Raw genomic sequence first — 25682 nt, 5'->3', positions numbered from 1 at the left:
GCTGCAACCGCCGGGTTGCTGAAACTGCCTGCTTGCCGCAACCGCCGGTTTGCTGAAACTGCCTGCTTTCCGCAACCGGCCTACTGCAGCACCAGCTTGAGGGCCGGCTTTTCGCCGTAGTCCTCGTAGCGCTCGTTGATGCCGGCGACGCAAAAGGTGATCTCCTCGAGCAGATCGGGGGCGCGCTCGCGCAGCACGGCGGCGTCCTTGATGACGATTTGCAGCACCTCGTTGGCGAACAGGCGGAAGCGCGTCATGCCGTCCTCGTCGCGCAGGTAGCTGAGGCAATCGACCCAGGCGTCCATGGTGTTGCCGTAGAACTCGGGGAAACCGAAGGCCTTGCGGCTTTCGGCGTGGAAGGTGTCCCAATCGACGATCGCGGCACCGTTAAGTTCTGCGCTGGCCATACTCATTCTCCGGTGGCGGTCCGCCCGAACGGGCGAACCTGGTTGAACCCTTGGACCGGCCAGCCGGCGCGCCGCCTGGGAGGCTGTCGTTAGCGCTTAAGAGGCTGTCATCCTCTGAGCGCGAGCACGTCCTGCATGTCGTACAGGCCGCTGGGCTTGTCGGCCAAAAAGCGCGCCGCGCGCAGGGCGCCTTGCGCGTACGTGGCGCGGCTGCTCGACTTGTGGCTGATCTCGATGCGCTCGCCTATGCCAGCGAACAGGACGGTGTGGTCGCCCACGATGTCGCCGCCGCGGATGGTGGCGAAACCGATGGTCGACGGGTCGCGCGCGCCGGTGACGCCCTCGCGCCCGTAGATGGCGCATTGCTTGAGGTCGCGCCCCAGGGCGTCGGCGATGACCTCCCCCATTTGCAGCGCGGTGCCCGACGGCGCGTCGACCTTGTGGCGGTGGTGCGCCTCGACGATTTCGATGTCATACCCTTCCGATAAGCTTTTGGCTGCCAGTTCGAGCAGCTTGAGCGTCACATTCACGCCCACGCTCATGTTGGGGGCGAACATGATCGCGGTTTTTTCGGCCGCCGCGCGGATCGCGGCCTTGCCGGCCTCGTCGAATCCGGTGGTGCCGATGATCATCTTGATGCCGTGCTCGGCGCAATAGGCCAGGTGCCTGAGGGTGCCTTCGGGGCGCGTGAAGTCGATCAAAAAGCGCGCCGTCGCAAGGCCGTCGGCCAGCTTGGAGGCGATCGTCACGCCCGTCGGCTGGCCCGAAAACGCCCCCGCATCGGTGCCCACGCCGGGCGAGCCGGCGACGTCGAGCGCGCCGGCGAGCACCGTGTCGGGCGCCTCGGCGATCGCTTCGACCAAGATCCTGCCCATGCGCCCGCTGGCGCCCGCCACTGCAATACTTAATTGGTTCATTGTCAACATCCGAACGGGGGTTTGATCGGCGGCGGGGCGACCGGCGCCCCACCGAGCCAGTGCGGCGCCGTCTGCCGCGCGCCGCCTGCTGCGCTTTACTTGTTGATCTTGATGCTGGCCGAGCCGGCTTCTTCCTTCTTCGGCTTTTCCTTGGCGGCCACCACGGTCTTGCCGGCGATGCGGTCGATGTACTCGCGCTCGGTCGGCAAGTTGCCGCCCTCGATATTCTCGAGCACGTCGCCCTTGAAGTGGACCGTCACCAGGCTCGTCGTGAGCTCGCCGTTGCCGCGCTGCAGGCGGAAAGGAAAGTCCCAGCGGTCCGCGTGGAAGATGTCGGTCAACAGGGGGGTGCCCAGGATGAACTGGACCTGCTCGCGCGTCTGGCCGACCTTGAGCTGTTCGAGCATCTCCTTGGAGATGAAGTTGCCCTGCTGGATGTCGGGACGGTAGGGCGTGAAGATCCACAGGAATTTTTCAAGCTTGGTCGCCGCCACGGTCTGCGTGCCCTCACCGGCCTGGGCCGCCTGCTTGTCCGTGCTCCACGAGGCGCAACCCGACAGGGTCAGCGCGGCGCATGCCAGGCCCGCGAGCAAGGGTGCCCGGACATTAAAACGGTGCAAGAAAACAAGATTGACGCGCATAGGTGACCCCGAAATCGTTGGACGGAAGGCTAGGCGCTTCCGCTTAAAACGCTATATGATAAAGCACTACGCCAATATACGAGTAACAAACATGAGTAACAACCCAAGCGACCTCAAGGCAAGCGGCCTGAAAGCCACGCTGCCCCGCCTGAAAATCCTCGAAATCTTCCAGAACAGCGAGGTCCGGCATCTGACGGCCGAAGACGTCTACAAGATCCTGCTGACCGAAAACATGGATGTCGGATTGGCCACCGTGTACCGCGTGTTGACCCAGTTCGAGCAGGCGGGCTTGCTACACCGCAACCATTTCGAGACCGGCAAGGCGATCTTCGAACTCAACGCCGGCTCGCACCACGACCACCTCGTGTGCCTCGATTGCGGCCGGGTCGAGGAGTTCTACGACGAGCAGATCGAATCGCGCCAGCACAAGATCGCCGACGAGCGCGGCTTCAACATCGCCGACCACGCGCTTGCCATCTACGGCAATTGCATCAAGCCGGCCTGCCCGCACCGGGCCTGACCGCGTCCGCCGCCCGCCGGGCCGCATCCGCCCGGCGGGCGGCGCGGGCGCGCTCTCAGGTGTGGCTCAGCGCGTTCGAGAGCAGCTTGGCCGTGATGTCGACGATCGGGATCACGCGCTCGTAGGCCATGCGGGTCGGCCCTATCACCCCCAGCGTGCCGACGATCTTCCCGTTGACCTCGTAGGGCGCGGTGACCACGCTCATCTCGTCCATCGGCACCAGGTTCGACTCGCCGCCGATGAAAATCTGCACGCCGGTCGCCTTGCTCGAGACGTCGAGCAATTGCATCAGCCCCGTCTTTTGCTCGAACATGTCGAACAACTGGCGCAGCGAGGACATGTTCGACGACAGGTCGGACACGCTGAGCAGGTTGCGCTCGCCCGAGATGACCATGTCGTCGGAGCTGTCGGCCATCGCCTCGCTGCCGGCCTCGACGGCCGCCTGCATCAGGCGCCCCATGTCGTCGCGCAGTTGGCGCAACTCGCCCGTCAGGCGCACGCGCACGTCGTCGAACGAGAGCCCGCCGTAGTTCTGGTTGATGTAGTTGGCCGACTGCACCAGTTGCGACGGCGTGTAGTCGACATCGGTGAGCAGCAGCCGGTTCTGCACGTCGCCGCGCGGGTCGACGATCACGAGCAGGATGCGGCGCTCGGACAGGCGCAGGAAGTCGATCTGCTGGAACACCGATTCGCGCCGCGGGCTGAGCACCACGCCGGCGAACTGCGACAGCGACGACAGCATCTGGGCCGCGTTGGCGATCATTTTTTGCGGCTGCTGCGACTGCAGGCGCATGCGGCCCTCGACCGATTGCTCGTCGATGTGCTGCACCGTGAGCAGGGTGTCGACGAAGATGCGGTAGCCGCGCGGGGTCGGGACCCGGCCGGCCGAGGTGTGCGGGCTGGCCACGTAGCCCATTTCCTCGAGGTCGGCCATGATGTTGCGGACGGTCGCCGGCGACAGCTCGAGCCCGGAGATCTTCGAGAGCGCGCGCGAGCCGACCGGCTGGCCGTCGGCGATGTAACGCTCGACCAGGGCCTTTAGCAATGTTTGTGCGCGGGTATCGAGTTGCATGGTTTATTCAGTGGGGACGGTTGCAAGTCAGGCCGGCGGCAAGGATCCCGAAGTGCGCCGGCAAGGATCCCATTATGCACGTTCGGGGAGGCGCTGTGCAGTTGCTTGGCACGGCAGCGGCAAATGCCGGCCCTTCAGGGCTTCCGAACGCCGGCGCCGTCTAGCTCGAGCCACGCCAGCAGTTGATGGAAGTCGCCGCAGATGGCGTCGGGCAGCACCCCGTGCCCGGGATGGGCGGCGCCGCCGTTGCGGTTGAGCCAGACGGCGCGCAGGCCCGCGCGCTGGGCGCCTTGCACATCGAGCAACAAATCGTCGCCGACGTAGACGGCCTCGGCGGGCGTTACGCCGAGCCCGGCGCAGGCGGCGTGGAAGATGGCCGGGTCCGGCTTGGCGCGGCCGAACTCGCTGGCCGCGACCGACACCCCGAAATGGTGCGCCAGGCCGATCGCGTGCAGGTCGGCGTTGCCGTTCGTGACCGAACCGAGCAGGTGGCGCCGCCCCATCGCCCGCAGCGCCGGCAACACATCCTCGTACAGCGCAACGGCGTTGCGCGCTGCGAAAAAATGCGACATCGCATGCTCGACCTTGGCGCCGTCCTCGCCGGCCTCGGCGAAGGCCGCATGCAGGCCGGCCCGGCGCAGGGCGCCGAGGTCGAGCCCGTAGCCGGGCTCGCGCGCGAGCATGGCCAGCCTTGCCTGGCGCAGCGCGTCGATCGAAAACGCCCGCGCCACGCGCGGCGCGTGCAGGCCCAGCCAGTCGTGCAGCGACTGCTCGGCGCGCGCGATGACGGGCCCGATCGGCCACAAGGTGTCGTCGAGGTCGAACAGGATGGCTTTCGGGCGGGCGTAGGCGGGAGGCGGGGTCATGGTCGCTGGCGCGGTGGTGGGACGGGTGACCAGCATAGCGAGGACGGGGCCGAAAATCAAATCGCCGCCGCGCGGCGCCTGCGTCCGCCATGTTAAATTGCCTGATTCGCGTAACAGGCATTCCCATGACAAAAATTACCCTGCCGCCCCTGCTGGCCGGCGCCCTGCTGGCGGGCTGCGCCGCGACCCACACGCCCGGCGCGCCGGATTTCTCATCCTTCGTCGTGCTCGGCGAGCAGGGCGCGGCCACGGCCCGCGTGATAGGCGCGCTGGCGTCCTGCCCGCAGATCAGCATCGACGGCCTGCCCCGCGCCATGGCGACGCGCGCGCGCGCCGCGACCATCGCCGCGCAGCGCCCGGTTGCCGAGCCGCGCGACGCCAAGCCGGCCGCGTTTCCCGTGCTCACCTGCGAGGCGGCGCTGCCGGCCGGCACCCGCAGCGCGGCGGTGCTGGGGCGCGCGCTGCCCGTGCCCGCGTCGCGCTTGCGCCGCATCGTCGTCATCGGCGACACCGGCTGCCGCATGGTCAGGCGCGACAACCAATTCCAGGCATGCAACGACCCGGCCGCGTTCCCGTTCGCCGCCATCGCGGCCGCCGCCGCCGCGTGGGAGCCCGAGCTGGTGGTGCACGTGGGCGACTACCATTACCGCGAACAGGCCTGCCCGGCCGGCAACGCCGGCTGCGCCGGCAGCCCGTGGGGGTATGGCTGGGACACCTGGCGCGACGATTTCTTCGGCCCGGCCCGGGCGCTGCTCGGGGCCGCGCCGTGGGTGATGGCGCGCGGCAACCACGAGAGCTGCAAACGCGCCGGCCAGGGCTATTGGCGCTTCCTCGATCCGCGCCCGCTGCTGCCCCGACGCGACTGCAACGCCCCGGCCGACGACGCGCTCGGCGACTACAGCGACGCCTACGCGGTGCCGCTCGGCGGCGACGCCCAGTTGATCGTGTTCGACACCGCCAACACGCACTGGCGCGGCTTCGACCGGCGCGACGTCCGGATGCGGAAATACGGCGCCACCTACCGCCAGGTCGAGGCCCTGACGCACGGGGCGGCCCACAACATCGGCGTCAACCACCATCCGATCCTGAGCCTGGCCAACTTCGGAACCGCCGCCGCGCCCAGGCTGAGCGGCGGCGACCAGGGTTTGATCGACGCCTTCGGCGCCGTCTCGCCGGGCCTGCTGCCCCCAAAGATGAGCGCCATCCTGTCCGGCCATATCCACCAGTGGGAACAGATCAGTTTTTCGAGCGGGCACCCGAGCCAGTTCGTTTCGGGCATTTCGGGCAGCGCCCAGGGCGGCGCGCCGTTGCCGTCGCCGCTGCCGCCGGACGCCTCGCCAGCGCCCGGCGCGCGCACCGAAAACGTCAGCTCCTGGGTCAACGGCTTCGGCTACATGACCATGGAGCGCGACGGCGCCGACAGCTGGGACGTGCGGGTCTGGGACCGCGACGGCAAGCTGCGCAATACGTGCTCGCTGAAGGGCAAAAAATCACTTTGCGAACAGGCAAAGATCGAATAATTGTTACAAGGAGATACAGGAGTTTGGGCCGCACCCCCTGCAAATGCACTAGAATGGCGGCCAAACCCAGCAATCCCGGCGCCGGCGCCAGCCCTGCCCACCTTCCCGAATTTGGAGAAATCATGAAAAAACTGTATCTGCGTTCCTGCGTCGCCTTGGCGTGCGCGCTCAGCCTGGGCGCCTGCGGCGGCGGCGACGGCAACCTCTCGATCAGCGGCAGCGTCAGCGGCCTGACCAAAACCGGCCTGGTCCTTCAAAACAACGGCGGCCAGGATTTCGTCGTGCTGGTCGGCGCGACCAGCTTCATTTTCCCGGAACGCGTGGCCGGCGACACCGGCTACAACGTCACCGTCAAGACCCAGCCGACCGGGGCGTTTTGCACACCGATCAACAACACGGGCACGACCGGTTCGTACTCGATCACCAATATCCTGATCTCGTGCGTCACCGAAAAACGGGTGCTGGGCGGGCAGATCCGCGGCCTCAAGGTGAACAGCCAGATGGTTATCGTCAACGGCGCCGACAAGCTCAACATCGCCGGCACCGAGGGCGCCACCGCGCCGGCGATCGTGCCCACGTTCGTCATGCCGATGCTGGTGCCGGACGGCGAACCCTACGGCGTGACCATCCTCACCCAGCCGGCGAACCAGACCTGCACCATTTCCGAAAACATTGGCACGATGGGCGCGGTGGACCTGCCGACCGTCGTGCGGATCAACTGCATCTGATGCCGCCGCGTCACGCTCACCCAATACATCCAGGAGAATTTTGATGACCTTATCTTTCGTACGCACCAGCATCGCCGTGGCGTTGGTGGCCTTGCTGGCCGCATGCGGCGGCAAAGCGAGTTTTGAAGTGCGCGGCACCGTCACCGGCCTGGCCTACCCGGGCCTCAAACTGGTCAACGGCGACCAGACCATCGAACCGGTACCCGCCGCCGGCAACATCGGCAGCATCAGCGACGTCACTTTCGCATTTCCAAAAAGCATAGATTACGGCACGACCTACGATGTCAAAATCGCGGAAAAGCCGTTGCAGGTCGGACAGACTGTCGCCGAGAAGTACTTCCCCCAGCACCAGACATGCGAGCTGATCAACGGCACCGACACCGCTGGCCGGCTCGCCGAGATCAACGTCATCGTGCAGTGCGTCATCAATACCTTCGCGGTCGGCGGCAAGGTCAAGGGGCTGACCAAGGAAGGCCTGGTGCTGATCAACGGCAGCAGTGGCCAGAACCCGGTCACCCCTGTCGCGCCAACGCCGCCGGCGACCGCCACGCCGGACGTGGTCTACGCCTTTGCCAATGTCAGGTACAACACGACCTATGGCGTGAGCATCTTCAAGCAGCCGACGGGCCAGATCTGCTCCATCGACAGCGGGGTAATGCCCAGCGGCACCATGGGCGACGCCGCCGTGTCGAACATCGACATCACCTGCATCTAGGAGGCTGTCGGCGAAGGGAGTCGGGGGAGATATAAGCATCAGGAATATCAGGCATTCCAAAGATAAATTGGAGTTATATTCCGCACAGCAGCATAATGCATCCGTCTCCTCCAGCTCTCCTCAGAAAAGAATTGGATTTAAGCCCGCTAAACAGCGGGCTTTTTTTTCGCCCGGAAGGCACGCCCCATAACTGTGGGCGCGGCTATCGCAATCGGCAGCCTTTTGACAAGCGGCAAAAGGCCGGGGCGATCAGTGTGGGGAGTTCGGTGGAAAATGGCGCGGGGCCGGCGAAACGGGAGGTAGTGCCTTGGACGGATTTCCGGAAGCGGCGATCAGCGCGCGGGGCGCTATCGGGCTGATGGGGCGACCGCGGTGGCGACAGCGTGCGCCGGCTTGCCGGCGGCATTTGCGAGGCCGCTGACGCCTGCCAGGACCACTGCCGCCAGAAAGATCGCTTCCATGTTTTTGAGGATGTTCATGCCGGGCTCCTGGCGGGATCAGCGGCTTGCGATCTTGATTGCGGCGGGACGCTTGGCGGTGATTCTGACGACAGCGATTTTGGCTTCGCCGGCGACCGAAACCATGTTGCTGCTCGCGTTGCTGGGATTGCTCGCGGCGCTGGCGGCGTTGAAGGCGCTGACGGCGCCCTTGGCGGCCGGGGCGGCTGCGACGGCGTCGCTGGCGATGGCGCTCAGGCCGATCACGACAACCGCTGCCAAGAAGATCGCTTCCATGTGTTTGAGGGCGTTCATGATGTTTCCTTTATTTGGTTTCGCTGGCCGGGGTGGCTTGTCGATGGTGCTACTTTAGCCCTCCACACCACCAGGTTCCAGCGCACTGCGACAGAATGCGCGAATCGCGGGACAGACCACGCATATTCAAGCATGAACGGAAGCGAGCCATATGGAATATGGCTTTGCTCGAAGAAGAACAAAGCGGAGCGGAGATATGCGTGGGCGGCGGCGCGGAAAAGAAGCGCGCGCGATGCGAAGGTGGAGGTTTGCTGCGGAAGGGGATCGGAAACAGCGGAGGGTACGGCGCGGATCGATTGAGACTGGATTTGGTGCGGTTCGGGCGAAGGTGTTGTTGCGCGCCCTAGCTGGCTTGCCGTCGGCGGACCTGTGGTCGCCTTCGGCAAGCGCGTTTGCGAACGTTCATGTGATGCTCCCGCGGCGATCAACCGGCTTTGGCAACGGCCACCGGGCGTTTGGCGCTGATCGTCACGACCGCCATCTTGCCGTCGCCGGCGACTGACACCATGCTGCTGTTGGCGCCGTTGGCATTTTTGGCCGCTGGTGCCGATGCGATGACGTCGCTGGCGATGGCGCTCATGCCGATCACCACAACTGCTGCCAAGAAGATTGCTTCCATGTGTTTGAGGGCGTTCATGATGGTTCCTTTATTTAGTTTCGCTTGCCAGGATGGCTTGTCGATGGTTGTACTTTAGTCCTTGGTGCGGCACCGGGCCAGCGCGCTGCGACAGACTGCGAAAAACGCGGGACAGACCACGATTTTTCGAGAGCGAACGGAAGAAGGCCATATGGAATAAGTCACCGTTCAGACTGCCGACACGCGCACCATGTACCTGGCGAGCTGTGAGATCGATGAGCACGCGCAATGGTACGCGGATGGATGACCGACGGACGGGAGTGGAACAAGCGACGCAGACCACGATCTTTTTTCAGATCGAACGAAAGTGGTCCATATGGAATAAGCCGCGCCTCAAATTCAACCCGCGCGCATCAAGGGCGCGGCGAGGCGACTGCGCAATCAATGCGCGGGGCAGAACAAGGATGGAAGCTAAAAGGCGGGGACGGGAAACGGCAGGTGGTGCAGCGGCTTGACTAAGACAGGTTCGACTGAAAACGATACTGGGGCGCGCCTTGGCTGGCTTGCCCGCGGCGGACCCTGGGTCGCCGCGGGCACGCGCGTTCGCGTGCTTTCATGGGGTGCTCCGTTGGCATTATCGGGCCTGCGCCTTGGCGGCGACGGAAAGACGCTTTGCGGTGATCGTCACGACCGCCATCTTGCTTTCGCCGGCGACCGACACCTGGCTGTTGTTGGCGCTGCGTGCTGCGGCCGTCGCTGCGCCGGCGTCGCTTGCGACCGCGCCCATTGCCAGGACCACTGCTGCCAAGAAGATTGCTTCCATGTGTTTGAGGGCGTTCATGATGGTTTCCTTTATTTGGTTTCGCTTGCCGGGTTGGCTTGTCGATGGTTGTACTTTAGCGATCGCACCCGGCACATGCCAGCGCGCTGCGACGGAATGCGCAAAACGCGGGACAGACGACGATTTTTCAGACACCAGCGGCACCGGCCCCGTACGTAAGGGCGCCGTTGCGATGGGGTGGAAAACCCGAATGGAAGGGTTGCCTGGGGCCGGGCGGGAACGACGCCGGCAAGGGTGTCAAAAAGAAGGCAAAACGAAGGCGGAACGAAGGCGAAACGAAGGAGAGAAAATCGCACGCAAGAGCGCGCACAAAAGAGCACACGGGAGCGCCCCCAGCCGGCGCGGTGCCGGCCGGCCAGGGCGCTCGCCTGGTGCGATGATGTGACTTTAACGCCGGCCCCGCGGCGGCGCCACCGGTGTGCGACGAACGGCGCGGATCGGGCGACAGGACGGCGGTTTTGGGAGGCAGGACGCGGGCCGGCGCGCGCGGCGCGGCCCGTTCAGGCGGCCCGCTCAGGCGGCCCGTTCAAGCGGCCGGCTTGAGCAGGTTGGCCAGCGCCACGTACTGGGCCAGCCCGACCGTTTCTGGGCGCATGGTCGGGTCGATGCCGGCCTCGACCAGCTGCGCCTCGGTGAACATGCCGGCCAGGCAGTTGCGGATCACCTTGCGGCGCTGCGAGAACGCCTTGAGCACGACCGCCTCGAGCGTGGGGCCGTCGCAGCGCAGCGGCGCCGCGATCGGCACCATGCGCACGATGGCCGACTCCACGCGCGGCGGCGGGTCGAACGCGGTTGGGGGCACGATGAACATCAGGTCCATCCGGTAGCGCCACTGCAGCATCACCGACAGGCGCCCGTAGACCTTGCTGCCGGGCGGCGCGACCATGCGCTCGACGACTTCCTTCTGCAGCATGAAATGCTGGTCCTCGACCAGATGGGCGAATTCGGCGAAATGGAACAGCAGCGGCGTCGAAATGTTGTACGGCAGGTTGCCGACAATGCGCAATTTTTGCCCTTCCGGGACCGGGATGGCCGCGAAATCGAATTTGAGCGCGTCGCCCGAGTGCACGCTGAGCTGCTCGCGCGGGAAGGTCTTTTCGAGGCGCACCACGAGGTCGCGGTCGAGCTCGACGACATGCATGTGCGGCAGGTGCTTGAGCAGCAGCGCCGTCATGGCCGCCAGCCCGGGGCCGACCTCGACCATCGTCTGCCCCGGCCGCGGCGCGATCGCCTCGATGATGTCGCTGAGGACCATTTTATCGGTCAGGAAGTTCTGGCCGAAGCGTTTGCGGGCGACGTGTTTCATGTTCTTGTTGTCAATCTAAAGTCAATGCTTGATGGTTGAGGCCCGGGCGGCGACCATGCGCGCGGCGCTGCGCAGCGCCTCCTCCATGCTGGCGCAGTCGGCCAGGCCTAGCCCTTTGGCTGCCAGGTCGAGCGCGGTGCCGTGGTCGACCGAGGTGCGGATCAGGGGCAGGCCGAGCGTGATGTTGACGCCGCGCCCGAAGGTGGCGTACTTGAGCACCGGCAGCCCCTGGTCGTGGTACATCGCCAGCACGCAGTCGGCCCCGGCCAGGTATTTTGGCTGGAACAGGGTGTCGGCCGGGTACGGCCCGCGCGCGTCGATGCCGCGCGCGCGCGCCGCCGCGATGGCCGGCGCGATGGTGTCGATCTCCTCGCGCCCCAGGTAGCCGTTCTCGCCCGCGTGCGGGTTCAGGCCGGCCACCAGGATGCGCGGCGCGGCCAGCCCGAACTTGGTGCGCAGGTCGTGCGCGATGATGTCGAGGATGGCCGCGAGGCGCTCGCCCGTGATCGCGGCGGCGACGTCCTTGAGCGGCAGGTGGGTGCTCGCCAGCGCCACCCGCAGCGGCGGCTGGCCGGCTCCCGGCTCGCCGGCGAGCATCATCACGACCTGGGCGGTGCCGGTTTTTTCGGCGAGGTATTCGGTGTGGCCCGAGAACGCGACCCCGGCGTCGTTGATGGTGCTCTTTTGCAGCGGCGCGGTGACGATGGCGTCGAACCAGCCGGCCGCCACGCCCTCGAGCGCGAGGTCGAGCGTGGCGAGCACGGCGCGCCCGTTCTCGGGGTCGAGCCGGCCCGGCACCACGTGGGCGGCCAACGGCACGTCGACCACGGCGATGCGGTCGGGGCCGAAGCGCGGCAGGCCGCCGTTGCGCAGCGCCTGGACCGACAGCGCGGCCAGCCGGATGGCGGGGTCGGCCAGGCTGGCGGTCAGCGCCAGGAAGGCGGCGTCGCCGATCAGCACGCAGTTGGCCTCGGCCCGCAGGGCCCAGGCCGCGCGCAGCGCGATCTCGGGGCCGATGCCGGCCGGTTCGCCCGTGGTCACGGCCAGCGCCGGGCGCGCGGCGGCGCGCGGCGCGTCAGTCATGGGCACAGGGGCGCCGGCGCACGCCTACCTTTCCTCGCGGAACTCGACGTAGGCGCGGTCGCGCACCTGGCGCGCCCAGTCCTCGGTCGCCTCCTGCAGCTTGCGCTCGCGCAGGGCGTTGCGCGCGACGTCGCGCGCGCGCGCGCCGGTGACGTCGTCGGTCTTGCGCTCGAGTACCTCGATCAGGTGGAAGCCAAGCGGGGATTCGACCACGCCGCTGACCTCGCCCGGCTTGAGCGCGGCCACGGCCGCCTCGAACTCGGGCACCGCGTCGCCCGGGCTGAGCCAACCGAGGTCGCCGCCCTTGGTGGCCGAGGAATCGTTCGAGTGCAGGCGCGCGAGGTCTTCGAACTTGGCGCTCTTGGCGTCGATCTGGGCCTTGAGTTCGCCCAGCTTTTTCTTGGCGTCCGCAGCCGACATGGCCGGCGTGACCCTGACCATGATGTGGCGCACGCGGCTTTGCTGCACGGTCGCCTTTTCGGGCCCGGCGCTGGCGGCGCTGCGCTTGTTGGTCAGTTTGAGGATGTAGAAGCCGGCCGAGGTCTTGATCACCGGCGTGATCTGGCCCGGGGCCAGCTTGAGCAGCTCGGTGGCGAAGATCGGCGGCAGCAGCTCCGGGGAGCGCCAGCCGATCATGCCGCCCTGGAGGGCGTCGCTGGCGTCCGAATAGGTGCCGGCCATTTTGGCGTAATCGGCGCCGGCGCCGATCTGGCGCACCACCTCGTCGGCGCGCGCCCTGCGCGCGGCGATCTGCTCGGGCGAGGAGTTTTCGGGGATGCGCACCAGGATCTGGGCGATCTCGACCTGGACCTTGTCGGCCGAGGCGGCCTTTTCGGCGGCCATGAAGGTGTCGATCTCGGCGTCGGAGACCTGGATCTTGGAGTCGACCTCGTGCTCGCGCAGGCGCTGCATCATGATCTCGCCGCGGATCTCCTCGCGGAAGACGGCGTACTTGGTGCCCTCCTTCTCCATCGTGTCGCGCATGGCCTGCACGGTCATGTTCTGCTGTTCGGCGATGCGGCCGATGGCGCGGTCGAGCATGGCGTCGTCGACGCGCACGCCCATCTCCTTGGCCAGTTGCATCTGGGCGCGCTCGACGATCATGCGCTCGACCACCTGGCGCTCGAGGTCGGCCGCCTCGGGCAGCGGCGCGTTTTGCGCCTTCATGCGCGCGGTGATGTCGCGCACGCGGGCGCCGACCTCGTTGCGGGTGATGACCTCGTCGTTGACGACGACGTAGATCGAATCGATCACGTTGGCCGACGACGAGGCCGGCGGCAGGAAGCCGCCGGTGCCTGGCTTGGTCTGGGCGGCGGCGTTGCCGGCCGAAATGGCGCACAGCAGGACCGCTGCGAGTTTGAGTTGGTGCATACTGACTTTACGCATAATCTGGGAAGCACTCATGTTCGGGTGAATGAAAAAATCGCCTGTGCTGCTGGTGTCCGCGCCTTTCAACGGCCCTGGTTGAGCCGTTGGTAGCCCGGGATGCTCTTGTAAAACGCTTCGAGCGGACTGCCGAAGCCGAGCTTGGACAGGCCGTTGAGCTCGAGCTGGAAAAACACGTCGGTCGAGGTGTTGCGGATGGTCGTCACGAAGCGCTGCGCGCCCGTGCGGAATACCCAGCAGTCGGCCTTGTACTCGAGCCCGACCAGGCTCTCGAGGATCTTATTATCGCGCAGCGAGTAGCTCACCCGCGCCACGCCGTACCAGCGCGCCGACAACGGCCACTGCGACGACAGCAGCGCGTTCTGGAAGCTGTCGCGCAGGTAGCGGTACTCGGCGTTGATGACCTTTTTCGGGCCCGGCTGCCACTGCACCGAGTAGTTCGAGCTGAACGTGCTGCGCGCGCTCGCGTTGTATTGTACTGCGCTGTCGAAGCTCCAGTCCTCGGCGATGCGCCCGGCCGCGGCCAGCAGCAGGTCGGAGCGGCTCTCCGACAGCGGCGTGGTCGGGTCGAGCAGCACGCGCTGCTGGCGGAAATAGAAGCGCTGGCCCAGCGCCAGGCGCAGGCGCTCGGCGCCGCCCGGCTCCATGAAGCGCGACACCAGCGCCGCGGTCAGCTGGTTGGCGTCCGAGATCCGGTCCGAGCCGATGTAGCGGTTCTCGGTGAACAGCTGGGCGAAATTGAAGCCGGCCTGGGCGGTGTCGAAATTGGGGAAGTCGCTCTGGTCCTTGTACGGGGTGCGCACATAGAACAGGCGCGGCTCGAGCGTCTGGGTCACGGCGCGCCCGAACAGCTTGGTCTCGCGCTCGTACACCAGGCCGCTGTCGATCGAGAAAGTCGGCAGCACGCGCGTGAGCGAACGCGCATCGTCCGGCGCGCCCTCGCCGAGCTGGTACGAACTGGCGTGCAGCGACAGCTTGGGCGTGACGAAGTAGCCCGGGCGCACGAACGGATAGCTGATCTGCGGCGCCACCACCAAGCGGTCGCCGCGCACCAGGTCGGGGTGCCAGAAGCGGGTGGCCTCGGCGTCGAGCGCCCAGTCGAAGCCCTTGACGTCGTACCTGCGCGCGTGCAGGCGCACCTGCGGCAGCAGGTCGTACGGGCGCGGCACCGTCAGGCTCGGGTCGGTCGCGGCGGCCGGGTCCTGCAGCACCTGGTAGTTCTGGACCCGCGCCGTCAGGCTCAGGTACTGGTTCTGGTAGTCGCTGCGCAGCTCGCGCAGCAGCTGGCGCTCGGCGCTGGCGGCGACCGACTTCGAAAAATCGCTCGGGTAGTCGTCGTCGGAGGCGCCGCGGATGTTCCAGCCGTACGACCAGCCCGGCGCGAGCGCCTGGGCGTGGGTCGAGTTGATCAGCCAGCGGTCGGCGTTGGCCTCGCGGTCGTTGAACAGCACCTCGGCGTGGGTCTGGCCGGCGTAGCTGCCGGCGCCGGTCTGGCCGATGTAGCGCGCGGTGGCGCCCATCTGCAGGCCGCGGTCGAGGATCAGGCGCGGGTACAGCGTCAGGTCGCGGTTGGGCGCGATGTTGAAATAGTACGGCACCGAGATCTCGCCGGCGCCCTTGGAGCGGAAGCTCACGTTCGGCGGCAGCCAGCCGGAGCGGCGCGCGCCCGACAGCGAGAACGACAGCGCCGGCGCGCCCAGGATCGGCACGCCCTTGAAATAGACCACGCTCTTGCCGGCCACGCCGACGTCGCGCCCGGCGTCGAGCCGCAGGGTGCCCGATTTGAGGTACCAGTCGGGGTTGGGCCCCTCGCAGGTGCTGTAGGTGCCGTCGGTGACGACCGCCACGTCCTGGTTGACGAAGTCGATCCGGCTGGCCCGGCCCTGGGCGTTGTTGAGCTTCATCTTGTATTCGGGATGCAACACCCAGCCCTTGCCCGAATCGAGGTTCAGCTGCAGCGCGTCGCCCTGGTAGCGGTCGCCGAAGCGCCACATGTTGACGTCGCCCTTGGCGCTGACCTCCTGCTCGACCAGCTTGTAGCAGGCGGTGTCGGCGGAGAGGCGGGTTTCGCCGCGGATGACCTCGACGTCGCGCTCGAGCACGATCTCGCGGTCGGGCCGGCCGGTGATTTCTTCGGCGCGCGCGGTGATCGGGGCGTCCGGGTCGTCGACCCTGGCGCGCGGGTCGCCGGCTTGGGCGGACGGCTGGGTGGACGACTGCAGCGGCCGGACGGACGGCTGGACGGACGGCTGGCCCGGCTGGGCCAGCGCCTGGGCGCGCGCGGCAGGCGCGTGCAGCGTCCCCGCGACGGCGGCGGCGATGGCGGTCAGGGCAAAAACCCAGCGCTGCGAGGGGGGAGCTGCCGGAAACCAGCTCATGAAACGACGGGACCAAGCACCATGACAGGCGATTTTTCTGATTTTAATCCCTCATTATAGGGGAATCCGTGCCCGGCGGGTCGGCGATGCCGTCCCGCAAGCCGATTCCCGCCCAAACAGCGGCGCCCTAACTTTCTGAATTTAAAGGCATATTCCTGCCCCCCCCCGGCAGGCTCCTAGTGCGACAGCAGTTGCGGCGCCGCCGGTTCGGCCGCGTCAAGCAGGGACTGCTCTGCGGCGCTGAAGGAGGCCTCGCGCAGGCGCCGGAGTTGCGCCGTGTCGGACGCGGCGATCGCGGCGCGCGCGGCGCGGTACGCCAACAGGCGTTGCGCCCATGCGCTTTCGGCCTGCTCGCGTTCGGTGAGCATCGCGATCGTGCGCGCCGGCAGCGCCGCCGCGCGCAGGCGGTAGACGGCGTCCTCGCCGGCGCCGCCCGCGCGCAGGGCGCCGACGCCGGACTCGACGCTGAACAGCGACGCGGCCGCCGCCGGCTTGGGCGCCAACGGCGCCGCCGCGGCAGCAGCAGCGGCCGTGGTGGTGGTGGTGGTGGCGGCGCCGGCGGCCCTGGCGCCCGCAGCCGGCGGTTCGGCCTGCGCGCGTGGCGGCGACGCCCCGGCCGGGTCCGCTCCCCCCCCGAGCGCCGTCAGCGCCGCCGCGACCAGCAGCAGGAAGGCGATCGCATATCCCGATGCAAGTTTCATTGTCTTTCCCATGGTTTGCTCCTCCAGTGCGCCTGCAAGAATGCAGGCGCGCGGCCCCGTTTGCCTCCCGGGCGCGCGCCCGCGCGAAACGCCTTTACAAACCGTACACCAGTTTGCTCAGGTTATCGTAGATCGGATACACCGCGCTGCCCGGCTGCAGCCAGCCGAGCACGTCGAAGTGGTCGTAGCGGGCGTAGTAGCCGAGGTATTGCCAACTGCCCCGCACCGGCACGCCGTTGTAGTTGCGCGCCGGCTGGCCGGCCGGCCACTTCATGCTCACGGTGTTGACCACGCCGTCGTTCGGGAACCAACTGCTGTCGACCGCGACCCGGCCCGCCGCGCTTTGCGTGTACGAGCCGATGCCGCGCATCAGGATCGACGGCACCACCCATTCGCCGGCGGTGTTCTTCAGGAAGAACATCATGTCGTTGCGCGCGTACTGGTAGGCGCCGCTCTGGAATGGCGCGATGATGCGGTCGGTGTCGTTGCAGCAGGAGCTGCCCTGCTCGGTGGCGACGTTGGCGATCGCGTGGTAGTACACGTTGGGCGAGGTCTTGACCCAGTTGTTGAGCTCGCGCGCGCCGTCCGGCCCGAGGTCCCACTGGGCCGAGTTGCGGTGGTTCAGGGACCAGAACGGCGCGCCCTTGACGCGCGCGAGGAAGTCGCGGAAATTCTCGGCCGCCACCTGCGCCAGCCCGTATTGCTCGAGCTTGAAGTTGTAACCCGGGTTCGCGCTGCCGCCCAGCCCGGCCACCTCGACCACCTGGCCGGCGAGTTCGGAGATCTTGGGCACGTAGTCGACGATGACATCGCGCAGGGTGGTGCCGTTGTGCGGGGTCGAGATCGTGGTGGCGCTCTTGATCCAGCCGGTCTTGCCGCCGGTGAACAGGGCGCCGCCGCCCTCGTCGCCGTTGGGCGAGCCGTTCTCGAGCAGTTGGATCAGCACGCGGATGGTCTGCCCGCCCTGGCTGTGCGCGACCAGGTGCAGCGGGTGCGCCGCGTCCCAGGCCGGATACAGGGCCAGCGGATAGTTGTTCGGATTGTTGGACGCACTGGCGGCCCAGCATTTGCCGGCCGGCTGGCGCCGCGCGCCGTAGGCGGAAAATTTGGCCGTGTGCTTGGCGCCGTAGTCGGCGCAGCCGCCCTTGATCTGGTAGTACAGCTCGACCGCGCGGTCCCAGTTCGAGCTGACCGGCCCGACCGAGGCGGCCATGACCTTGCGCGTGACCCCGTTATAGCCGCGCATGTGCGCGGCGACATCGTTGAAGCCGCCCCAATAGCGGAAGCCCGTCCCGCTCAACTCGTTCGGCCCGAACCCGAGGAAGCCGTGCACCAGCACGATCGGATCGTTGTTGGCCGCGCTGGCCGGCAGCGCCGCCGCGGCCGCCACGGCGAACGCCGCCGCCCTGAAGAATTTTCCCATCTGCTTTACTGCTGACGCTTTTGTACGCATGTTGCAATCTCCGTTTATGTGGTTTTTATGAAGGTGCTCCGATACAGCGAAACAATTCACCCTGGATGGCGCGGCTCAGTCCGCGCGATCCGGGGTATAGCGGCGCAACACCGGCCGGCCGGGACGCGCAAAGGCGCACGCAGGCGCACAGGGCGGCATTCCGGTGTTCGACAAGGCAAGTGTTGGGCTGCTGGTGCTGATGCTGGTGCTGGTGCTGGTGCTGATGCTGTGCTGGTGCTGGCAAGCGAATCCGCGGATGCGGAGGCGCCGCAATGGCTTCGCGCATGGCCGTCTGGGCCGTGGCTTTCCACAGGGCATTTGAGACAATATTTGTTATTTAATATTTAGAGCGAGCGCTCGATTTAATCACGGGGCGGGATGGCGTGGAGTAGAGGCACGCCTCGAAAAATTCGCTTGACTTCGGCCCGGTTTGCACGGCCGGCACGGCGACCGGTGCGGCGCCGCCAAGCGTGCTCCGGGTTCCTGCCCCAAGCGAAATCGCGTATTATTGCAAGCGATTTGCCATGCCCGATTGCATGGCCAGCCCCGACAGCACCAGCGGCGGCGCCCGCCACGGCCCCGCCCAACATCAACCGCATCCACAGGCCCCCCATGTCCACCTCCCTCCCCGTTAGCGCCCCCGACACGCGCCTGGCCGCCCTCACCGCATGGCTGGGCACGCTCGGCCTGGTCGACACCGCCAGCTGCCGCCCGGCCTCGTCCGACGCCAGCTTCCGCCGCTACTACCGGCTCGACGTGCTGCCGGCGCTGCAGGGCAAGCTCGGAGCGACGCTGGTGGCGATGGACGCGCCACCCGAGCGCGAGAACGTGCCCGCCTTCCTGCACGTGGCCGGCCTGCTGCGCGAAGCCGGCGTGAGCGTGCCGGCGGTGGTGGCAGAGGACGTCCCGAACGGCTACCTGCTGCTGTCGGACCTGGGCAACACCACCTACCTGTCGCGCCTGACGGTCGACAACGCGCCCTTCATGTATTCGGACGCGCTCGACACGCTGATCAAATTCCAGCTGCACAGCACGCCCGGGGTGCTGCCCGACTACGACCGCGCCTTCATCGAGCGCGAGCTCAACCTGTTCCCCGAATGGTTCGTCGGCAAGCACCTCGGCGTGACGATGACGCCGGCCCAGCAGGGCCAGCTCGATCAGGTGTTCGAGGCGATCATCGCCAACAACCTGGCGCAGCAGCAGGTGTTCATGCACCGCGACTTCCATTCGCGCAACCTGATGTTCCTCGACCAGGGCAACCCGGGCGTGCTCGACTTCCAGGACGCCGTGTTCGGCCCCGTCACCTACGACCTCGGCTCGCTCCTGCGCGACGCCTACATCCAGTGGGACGAGGAGATGGTGCTCGACTGGGTGGTGCGCTACTGGCAAAAGGCGAAATCGGTCGGGTTGCCGGTCAACCCCGACATCGACGCCTTCTATCGCGACTTCGAGTTCATGGCGCTGCAGCGCCACCTCAAGATCCTGGGCATCTTCTGCCGCCTGAACTACCGCGACGGCAAGAGCATCTACATGGGCGATCTGCCGACCGTGGCCGACTATGTGCGCAAGACGGCAAACCGCTACACTGTGCTCAAACCGCTGGTGCGCCTGCTCGACGCGTTCGAGGACAAGGCGCCGCAGGTCGGCTACACCTTCTGATTCTGATACTGGAACAAGCATGAAAGCCATGATTTTTGCCGCCGGCCGCGGCGAGCGGATGCGTCCGCTGACCGACGACTGCCCCAAGCCCCTGCTCAAGGTGCGCGGGCGGCCCCTGATCACCTGGCACGTGCTCAACCTGGTGCGCGCCGGCATCACCGAGATCGTCATCAACCACGCCCACCTGGGCGCGCAGATCGAACAGGCGCTCGGCGATGGCAGCGCGCTCGGCGCGCGCATCGCCTACTCGCACGAGGACACCGCGCTCGAGACCGCCGGCGGCATCGCCAAGGCCCTGCACCTGCTCGGCGACGAACCGTTCCTGGCGATCTCGGGCGACATCTACTGCCCCTACTTCGACTTCGAGCAGGTCAAGGACGTGCTGCACGACAAGGACATGTGGGGCAACCCGTACGCCGCCGACCAGCGCGACATGTGCTGGATCTACCTCGTCAAAAATCCAGATCACAACCCCGACGGCGACTTCGGCCTGTCGTCGCTGTACTCGGTGTCCAACGAGGGTGACCCCAAATGGACCTTCGCCAACATCGGGGTCTACCGGACCGAGATGTTCGCCGGCATCGAGCCGGGCAGCCACGCCAAGCTCGGGCCCCTGATCCGCCAGCACGCCGACGCCGGCCACGTGGGCGGCGAGATCTACGAGGGCGACTGGGTCAACGTCGGCACCATCGATCAGTTGAATGAGCTCAACGCGCCGCTCGCGGCCAGGGCCAAGGCATGAACTTCGCCGCGCGCCGCGCCCGCCTGTGCGCCCAGATGCAGCCCGGCGGCGTGGCGATCGTGCCGACCGCGCCTACGGCGGCGCGCAACAGCGACACCGACTACCCCTACCGCCACGACAGCTATTTTTACTACCTGACCGGCTTCACCGAGCCAGACAGCGTGCTCGCGCTGGTCGCGGCCGGCCCCGCCGGGCCGGCGCAGGCGGTGCTGTTCTGCCGCCCCAAAAACCTCGAGCGCGAAATCTGGGACGGCTTCCGCCACGGCCCCGACGGCGCGCGCGCCGCGTTCGGCTTCGACGCCGCGCACCCGATCGAGGAGCTCGACGCCGAAATGGTGCGCCTGCTGACAGACGCGCCGGCGGCCTACTACGCGCTCGGCCACAGCGCCGCGCTCGACACCCAGATGCGCGCATGGCTTAGCGGCGTGCGAGCGCTCGGGCGCAGCGGCGCGCGAGCGCCCGCCGAGGCGCACGACCTGCTGCCGCTGCTCGACGAGATGCGCCTTTTCAAGGACGACGGCGAGCAGGCGCTGATGCTGCGCGCGGCCGCCATTTCGGCGCAGGCGCACGAGCGCGCCATGCGCGCCACCCGCGCCGGCATGTTCGAGTACCAGCTCGAGGCCGAACTGCTGCACGAATTCCGCAGCAACGGCGCCCAGTTCCCCGCCTACACGCCGATCGTCGCCGCCGGCGCGAACGCCTGCGTGCTGCACTACAACGCCAACAACGCGCAACTGCGCGACGGCGATCTGGTGTTGATCGACGCCGGCTGCGAATTCGACAGCTACGCGGCCGACATCACGCGCACCTATCCCGTGAGCGGGCGCTTCAGCGCGCCGCAGCGCCAACTCTACGAACTGGTGCTGGCGGCGCAGGCCGCGGCGCTGGCGGCGGTGGCGCCGGGCCGGCCCTACAGCGACATCCACGACGCCGCCACCGGCGTGCTGGCGCAGGGCATGCTCGACCTCGGGCTGCTCGACAAGGCGCATTTCGGCACTGCCGAAAACGCCATCGCCGAGCGCGCGCACCAGCAGTTCTACATGCACGGCACCGGCCACTGGCTCGGGCTTGACGTGCACGACACCGGCGCCTACCGCGACGGCGCCGCGCCCGGCAAGCCCTCGCGCGCGCTTGCGCCGGGCATGGTGCTCACGGTCGAACCGGGCATCTACGTGCGCCCGGGGCCGGGCATCCCCGAACAATTCTGGCACACCGGCATCCGGATCGAGGACGACGTGCTCGTCACCCCGGGCGGGCACCGCGTGCTCAGCGACGGCGCCGCCAAAACCGTGGCCGGGATCGAGCAACTGATGCGGGGTGCGCGATGAACGGCGCGGTGAGCGGCGCCGCGAGCGACTTCGAGGTCGCCATCTGCGGCGCCGGCCCGGTCGGCATGATGCTCGCCGCGCTGCTGGCCAAGCGCGGCATGGATCCGGCGCGCATCGGCCTGATCGACGCGCGCACGCTGGAACAGGCGGCGGCCGACCCGCGCTCGCTCGCGCTCTCGTACGGCAGCGCCCAGCTGCTCGCGCAGGTCGGCGCCTGGCCGCTGCCGGCCACCGCGATCCACCAGATCCACGTGTCGCGCCGCGGCCGGCTCGGGCGCAGCATGATCGACCGCGCCGAGCAGCAAGTGCCGGCGCTTGGCTACGTGACGCGCTACGGCGAACTGGTCGGCGCTCTGGCCGGCGCCTGCGCGCAACTGGGGGTGGCCATCATGCGCCCGGCGCGCGTGGCCGGCCATGTCGAACACGCCGACGGCGTGCATCTGCGGCTCGACGACGGGCGCGAGCTATCGGCGGCGATCGTGGTGCAGGCCGAAGGCGGCGTGTTCGGCGCCCAGGAGCACCAGGGCGTGCAGCGCGACTACCTGCAAACGGCGGTCATCGCGCGGGTGGCCGCGAGCGCGCCGATTCCGTACCGCGCCTACGAGCGCTTCACCGACGAGGGCCCGCTCGCGCTGCTGCCGCAGGACGGCGCCGACGGCCTGCAGTACGCGCTCGTGTGGTGCGCCGCCCCCGAGCGCGCCGAGGCGCTGCTCGCGCTGGACGACGCCGCGTTTTTGACCGAACTCGGGCTCGCCTTCGGCAGCCGGCTGGGGCGCTTCACGCGGGTGGGAGCGCGCGGCGCCTACAAGCTCGGACTCAACGCGGCGGCGCGCGCGACACGCCGCACGGTGGCCATCGGCAACGCCGCGCAGACCCTGCATCCGGTCGCCGGCCAGGGCCTCAATCTGGGCCTGCGCGACGCCGCAGTGCTGGCGCGCCAGCTCGACCAGGCCACGCCCGAGCGGCTGGCCGGCTTCGGCGACGCGCGCCAGGCTGACCGCAAGCTGACCATGGGCCTGACCGACGCCATGGCGCGCGCGTTCGCCGGCTCGGGGCCGGCGCAGTCGCTGCTCGGATTGTCGCTGGGGATGCTCGACGCGGTCGGCCCGGCGCGCACGGTGCTGGCCGAGCTGATGATGTTCGGGCGCCGCTAGGGGCGCGCCGATCTTCATCAACAAAATACCCATCGTCATTCCTGCCATTGGCAGAAATGACTCCCCGCGAAAGCGGGGACCCATGCTGAGCTTGCCTATACGCGGAGTTCAAACCTTCAGGCCTGGAACTGCACGACAACAGGGGACAGACCCCTGTTCCTTGGAAACGTTGGAGTCGTGAAAGCGCGGCGCGTAACACGTACGTTTCCGCGAAACAGCGCGAAACAGGGGGCTGTCCCCGGTTTCCGCCGGTTTCCGGTTTCCGGTTTCCGGTTTCCGCGATGCTAAAGTCGGGCAGTACGTTGATTTTCAGATCATAATTTTGTGCATTTTGTCGAAAAAACTGTGGCCCTTCGGGGGCCTACTTAACGTTATGCAAAAAGGCGCGATGAGACTTCGGTACATGTTTGATCCCGGTTCTGGTGTTTGTCTTTGGTCAGCGGACGAGGAAGCGCGAGTTCGATTCGGATATCCTGTTCCATTGGAAAACTTACCATTGTCACGCGACACTGTTGACCTCGGCCACGAGCTCATTTCGAGATTCGATGGAAGTATCGATTGGAATGACCCAACAGGTGAGTCGCCTTGGTCCGCGGCGGCGCGATGTCAGTTCCAAGTTGAAAGCGTGGCGTTTCACATCCGGCTCGCTTCCGAACTGGGAATGTCATATCAAATTCAAAACGAAGTTAAGGCATAACCATGCGGTCAACCTCGCTCACTTCGTTCGCTGGACACGTCAAAGCTGTGCTTTGCCGCGCCGGTTACCTTTTTCTTTCGCGCTCACGGGAATTGACCCACTTCCGCTCATGGAAATTGACCCACGACCTTGACTGAGCGGATGCGGCATAGGCGGTTGGGGAAGTTCGCTTGGGGTATCGATGGTCCCGCAAGCAGGCACCGCTGAACTCGCCGATGTGGTTGCTTTTTGGCTACAGTGCGCACAGGCGCCACTTGAACCAAGGGTGCTTAAGCAACGAGTTGCATAACGACACTCGCGTCGGACGGGCCGGAAACGGCTCTGTTCATCATTTAAATCACGGGCGGCCCGCCGTTCGCCTTTTGGCGTGACCTTGAACGCGCTGCGAAAACGCTTGGCTTGACGACGGAAACCCATATCGTTTCTGGCTTCGTTTCAAGAGGCAGTTCGAAATGTGTCCTAACAATTTATCCAAGCCGACGCCGCTTTGCTCGTAGCTCAGGTGTTACCCTATGCTACGTCCCTCCATCGATGAAGTTCAATACCTGGCATTGCCCTACGCTGAATTCTTGGCATCTTCACGACTAACCCGCGACCACGCGGTCACACCACTGCTGCGCCTGCCGCTCATCCCCGTACTTGGCCAGGTACGAAAACCCCACCCGCGCGGCCTTGTCGCGCAGGCGGGCGTCGGCCGCGCCCGCGTTGGCCAGATGGCCGAGCCCCTTGTCGTCGCGCCCGGCCAGCAGCAGGCAGCCATACTCGTACTCGGCGCGCGGGAACGGGCCGCCCGGCTGGGCCAGCAAGTGGGCCAGCACCACCTTGTCGGGCTGCTCGAACTCGGCGCTCAACACCGCCAGCTCCTGCAGCTCCTGCAGTTTGAGCGCGTCCAGCGGCGCGCGCCGCAGTTCCAGCAGGCGCGCCTGCGCGCGCGAGGCGTACTGGAAGCGCGCGCGCCACTCCTTTTTCTCGCGCTGCCACCAGCGCTGGTCGAATTCGTCGACCAGCATCCTGGTGCGCCCGCCCAGCAGCGCCTCGGCCGCGCTGACATCGATGCAGGCCGGCAGCTTGCAGCGCTCACCGGTCGCCTCGACCCGCTCGCGCAGCGCCGGATGGGTGTCGTACAGGTCCGATTTTTCGCCCCAGGCGCGCGCCAGCGTCTCGGACGTGGCCCACTGGCCGTAGCCGGCCTTGAACGCGGTGCCCATCGCGCTGAACGGCAAAAAGGCCGGCTTGTCGCGCGTGTCGGCCTGGCGCAGCAGCGTCGGCCAGAACTCCTCGTCGATCCAGCGCCCCAGCAGCTCGCCACGGATCAGCCCGGCCGCGTTGGGCTTGGCGCCGACCAGCTCGGTGGCGGTGAGGTCGGCGTCGTATTCGTTCTGGCGCGACAGCACGAAGGTGTGCGCGCTGTAGTAGGGCATGAACTTGCCCAGCAGGCCGGCGAGCAGGCCGTACACGAGGTTGTCGCCGGCGCCGTCGCCGATCTGCTGGTACAACGCGGTAAAGGTCTGGCGCTGGCGGTAGATCCAGGCGCTGACCTTGCCGTGGTTGCCGCACACATGTCCGTACTCGTGCGCCACGGTCGCGGCCATCTCCTGCGGCGACATGCTCAGCATGTAGGGCAGGCCCAAAATCAGGTAGTTGGTGTGCCCGCCGAACAGGCCGAGGCGCGGGCGCTGGAAAATGGCGGCGTTGAACTCGTCGTCGAGCAGCACGTGGTGGATCGGCGGACCCTTGAGCTGCTTGCGCATCTTGTCGATCAGGCCGAACAGCTTGGGCGCGTCGGCGCGCAGGAGCACGCGCCCCTCTGGCACCGGCAGGCGCATGAAGAACATCCGCAGCACCACCACGAACACGGGCGCCATGAACAGGGCGAACAGGCCGAGACGGATCAGGCTGCCCGCGCGGTCGGCCGCCCGCGCCGCCTCGAACGCGAACCAGAACAGCAGCGCGAGCGCCGCCAGCAGGCCGAACAGCACGAGGTAGGCCATGCTGCCGAGCAGGATCACCTTGCCGCGGAAGCGCCCCGGGTGGATGGTCGCGTCGACCTCGAGCGAATGGACGAGGGATGTGTAGGTTTGCTGGTCCACGCCGTCACCTTGTGCTTGTGTTTGCAAATGAGCCACTTCGGCGCGCGCTGCGCCGGATCGGGCCGGCCGAGCATTCCAGTATCGCTGGCGCGGCGGGCGCGGTCAACCGATACCCGGCCGCCGCCCAGCAGTTCTCAATTCAAAAGCGA

At 67.0% G+C, this 25682-nt stretch carries 26 protein-coding genes; 10 read left to right on the top strand and 16 right to left on the bottom strand.

Annotated features, from left to right (window positions below):
• Window positions 1–80 precede the first annotated feature (80 nt).
• The 3 genes from C7C56_RS09965 to C7C56_RS09955 all read right to left on the bottom strand — a co-directional run bounded on the left by C7C56_RS09965 (window position 81) and on the right by C7C56_RS09955 (window position 1965).
• Complete coding sequence (locus C7C56_RS09965) at window positions 81–407, bottom strand: barstar family protein (RefSeq protein ID WP_106757275.1); 327 nt, start codon at window positions 405–407, stop codon at window positions 81–83.
• Between the two features lie 107 nt (window positions 408–514).
• Window positions 515–1324, bottom strand: coding sequence for a 4-hydroxy-tetrahydrodipicolinate reductase (dapB, locus tag C7C56_RS09960; protein WP_106757274.1), 810 nt, complete (start codon window positions 1322–1324; stop codon window positions 515–517).
• Window positions 1325–1419: 95 nt separating this feature from the next.
• Window positions 1420–1965 carry an outer membrane protein assembly factor BamE gene (locus C7C56_RS09955; protein ID WP_106757273.1) on the bottom strand — a complete coding sequence of 182 codons (546 nt, stop codon included), beginning with the start codon at window positions 1963–1965 and terminating at the stop codon, window positions 1420–1422.
• A 91-nt stretch (window positions 1966–2056) separates the two neighbouring features.
• Between C7C56_RS09955 and fur the strand changes: the two genes are divergently transcribed.
• Window positions 2057–2485, top strand: coding sequence for a ferric iron uptake transcriptional regulator (gene fur, locus C7C56_RS09950; RefSeq protein WP_106757272.1), 429 nt, complete (start codon window positions 2057–2059; stop codon window positions 2483–2485).
• Between the two features lie 55 nt (window positions 2486–2540).
• On the opposite strand, the gene hrcA is transcribed toward fur, so the two are convergent.
• A complete protein-coding gene (gene hrcA, locus C7C56_RS09945; protein ID WP_106757271.1) occupies window positions 2541–3557 on the bottom strand; it encodes a heat-inducible transcriptional repressor HrcA in 1017 nt (338 codons plus the stop codon).
• A 134-nt stretch (window positions 3558–3691) separates the two neighbouring features.
• Entirely contained in the window at window positions 3692–4423 is a 732-nt protein-coding gene (locus C7C56_RS09940; RefSeq protein WP_106757308.1) for an HAD family hydrolase, read from the bottom strand.
• Between the two features lie 125 nt (window positions 4424–4548).
• Here C7C56_RS09940 and C7C56_RS09935 point away from each other — a divergent pair, with 125 nt between their 5' ends.
• From C7C56_RS09935 to C7C56_RS09925, 3 genes are all read left to right on the top strand, one after another.
• Window positions 4549–5943, top strand: coding sequence for a metallophosphoesterase (locus C7C56_RS09935; RefSeq protein WP_181373107.1), 1395 nt, complete (start codon window positions 4549–4551; stop codon window positions 5941–5943).
• 122 nt (window positions 5944–6065) lie between these two features.
• A complete protein-coding gene (locus C7C56_RS09930) occupies window positions 6066–6671 on the top strand; it encodes a hypothetical protein (protein ID WP_146204386.1) in 606 nt (201 codons plus the stop codon).
• Between the two features lie 43 nt (window positions 6672–6714).
• Window positions 6715–7386, top strand: a complete 672-nt coding sequence (locus C7C56_RS09925) for a hypothetical protein (RefSeq protein WP_106757268.1) — start codon at window positions 6715–6717, stop codon at window positions 7384–7386.
• A gap of 347 nt (window positions 7387–7733) precedes the next feature.
• On the opposite strand, the gene C7C56_RS30300 is transcribed toward C7C56_RS09925, so the two are convergent.
• The 10 genes from C7C56_RS30300 to C7C56_RS09880 all read right to left on the bottom strand — a co-directional run bounded on the left by C7C56_RS30300 (window position 7734) and on the right by C7C56_RS09880 (window position 17863).
• The gene (locus C7C56_RS30300) at window positions 7734–7865 is read right to left on the bottom strand and encodes a hypothetical protein (protein ID WP_267874681.1); all 132 of its coding nucleotides are present in this window, start codon (window positions 7863–7865) and stop codon (window positions 7734–7736) included.
• Window positions 7866–7883: 18 nt separating this feature from the next.
• Complete coding sequence (locus C7C56_RS09920; RefSeq protein ID WP_106757267.1) at window positions 7884–8138, bottom strand: hypothetical protein; 255 nt, start codon at window positions 8136–8138, stop codon at window positions 7884–7886.
• 424 nt (window positions 8139–8562) lie between these two features.
• Window positions 8563–8775, bottom strand: a complete 213-nt coding sequence (locus C7C56_RS09915) for a hypothetical protein (protein WP_106757266.1) — start codon at window positions 8773–8775, stop codon at window positions 8563–8565.
• A gap of 574 nt (window positions 8776–9349) precedes the next feature.
• A complete protein-coding gene (locus C7C56_RS09910) occupies window positions 9350–9556 on the bottom strand; it encodes a hypothetical protein (protein WP_106757265.1) in 207 nt (68 codons plus the stop codon).
• Window positions 9557–10082: 526 nt separating this feature from the next.
• On the bottom strand, window positions 10083–10862 hold the full coding sequence (rsmA, locus tag C7C56_RS09905; RefSeq protein WP_106757264.1) for a 16S rRNA (adenine(1518)-N(6)/adenine(1519)-N(6))-dimethyltransferase RsmA: 780 nt from the start codon (window positions 10860–10862) through the stop codon (window positions 10083–10085).
• Window positions 10863–10883: 21 nt separating this feature from the next.
• Entirely contained in the window at window positions 10884–11945 is a 1062-nt protein-coding gene (pdxA, locus tag C7C56_RS09900; protein WP_106757263.1) for a 4-hydroxythreonine-4-phosphate dehydrogenase PdxA, read from the bottom strand.
• A gap of 24 nt (window positions 11946–11969) precedes the next feature.
• Window positions 11970–13316 (bottom strand): peptidylprolyl isomerase, encoded by a 1347-nt coding sequence (locus tag C7C56_RS09895; protein ID WP_229458535.1) that lies wholly within the window; start codon window positions 13314–13316, stop codon window positions 11970–11972.
• An 80-nt stretch (window positions 13317–13396) separates the two neighbouring features.
• Window positions 13397–15709 (bottom strand): LPS-assembly protein LptD, encoded by a 2313-nt coding sequence (locus C7C56_RS09890; protein ID WP_106757261.1) that lies wholly within the window; start codon window positions 15707–15709, stop codon window positions 13397–13399.
• A gap of 176 nt (window positions 15710–15885) precedes the next feature.
• Window positions 15886–16410: a lipase secretion chaperone gene (locus C7C56_RS09885; RefSeq protein ID WP_109246568.1), complete on the bottom strand. Its 525-nt coding sequence runs from the start codon at window positions 16408–16410 to the stop codon at window positions 15886–15888.
• Between the two features lie 94 nt (window positions 16411–16504).
• Complete coding sequence (locus C7C56_RS09880) at window positions 16505–17863, bottom strand: esterase/lipase family protein (protein WP_229458532.1); 1359 nt, start codon at window positions 17861–17863, stop codon at window positions 16505–16507.
• A 163-nt stretch (window positions 17864–18026) separates the two neighbouring features.
• Between C7C56_RS09880 and C7C56_RS28715 the strand changes: the two genes are divergently transcribed.
• The 6 genes from C7C56_RS28715 (at window position 18027) to C7C56_RS30890 (ending at window position 23443) form a co-directional block, all read left to right on the top strand.
• Window positions 18027–18185 carry a hypothetical protein gene (locus C7C56_RS28715; protein ID WP_181373106.1) on the top strand — a complete coding sequence of 53 codons (159 nt, stop codon included), beginning with the start codon at window positions 18027–18029 and terminating at the stop codon, window positions 18183–18185.
• Between the two features lie 290 nt (window positions 18186–18475).
• The gene (locus C7C56_RS09875; RefSeq protein ID WP_106757258.1) at window positions 18476–19522 is read left to right on the top strand and encodes an aminoglycoside phosphotransferase family protein; all 1047 of its coding nucleotides are present in this window, start codon (window positions 18476–18478) and stop codon (window positions 19520–19522) included.
• Window positions 19523–19541: 19 nt separating this feature from the next.
• Window positions 19542–20264 (top strand): N-acetylmuramate alpha-1-phosphate uridylyltransferase MurU, encoded by a 723-nt coding sequence (murU, locus tag C7C56_RS09870; protein ID WP_106757257.1) that lies wholly within the window; start codon window positions 19542–19544, stop codon window positions 20262–20264.
• On the top strand, window positions 20261–21592 hold the full coding sequence (locus C7C56_RS09865) for an aminopeptidase P N-terminal domain-containing protein (protein ID WP_106757256.1): 1332 nt from the start codon (window positions 20261–20263) through the stop codon (window positions 21590–21592). Before murU ends, C7C56_RS09865 begins: the two co-directional genes overlap by 4 nt.
• On the top strand, window positions 21589–22746 hold the full coding sequence (locus tag C7C56_RS09860; protein ID WP_106757255.1) for an FAD-dependent monooxygenase: 1158 nt from the start codon (window positions 21589–21591) through the stop codon (window positions 22744–22746). Before C7C56_RS09865 ends, C7C56_RS09860 begins: the two co-directional genes overlap by 4 nt.
• Window positions 22747–23119: 373 nt before the next feature.
• Complete coding sequence (locus tag C7C56_RS30890) at window positions 23120–23443, top strand: immunity protein CdiI family protein (protein WP_502506470.1); 324 nt, start codon at window positions 23120–23122, stop codon at window positions 23441–23443.
• Window positions 23444–24027: 584 nt separating this feature from the next.
• Here C7C56_RS30890 and C7C56_RS09855 read toward each other — a convergent pair.
• On the bottom strand, window positions 24028–25533 hold the full coding sequence (locus tag C7C56_RS09855; protein WP_106757254.1) for a M48 family metallopeptidase: 1506 nt from the start codon (window positions 25531–25533) through the stop codon (window positions 24028–24030).
• Window positions 25534–25682 lie beyond the last annotated feature (149 nt).

The sequence above is a fragment of the Massilia glaciei genome, assembly GCF_003011895.2.
Lineage (GTDB): Bacteria > Pseudomonadota > Gammaproteobacteria > Burkholderiales > Burkholderiaceae_D > Telluria_A > Telluria_A glaciei.
This window is presented reverse-complemented; position numbering and strand designations above follow the sequence as displayed.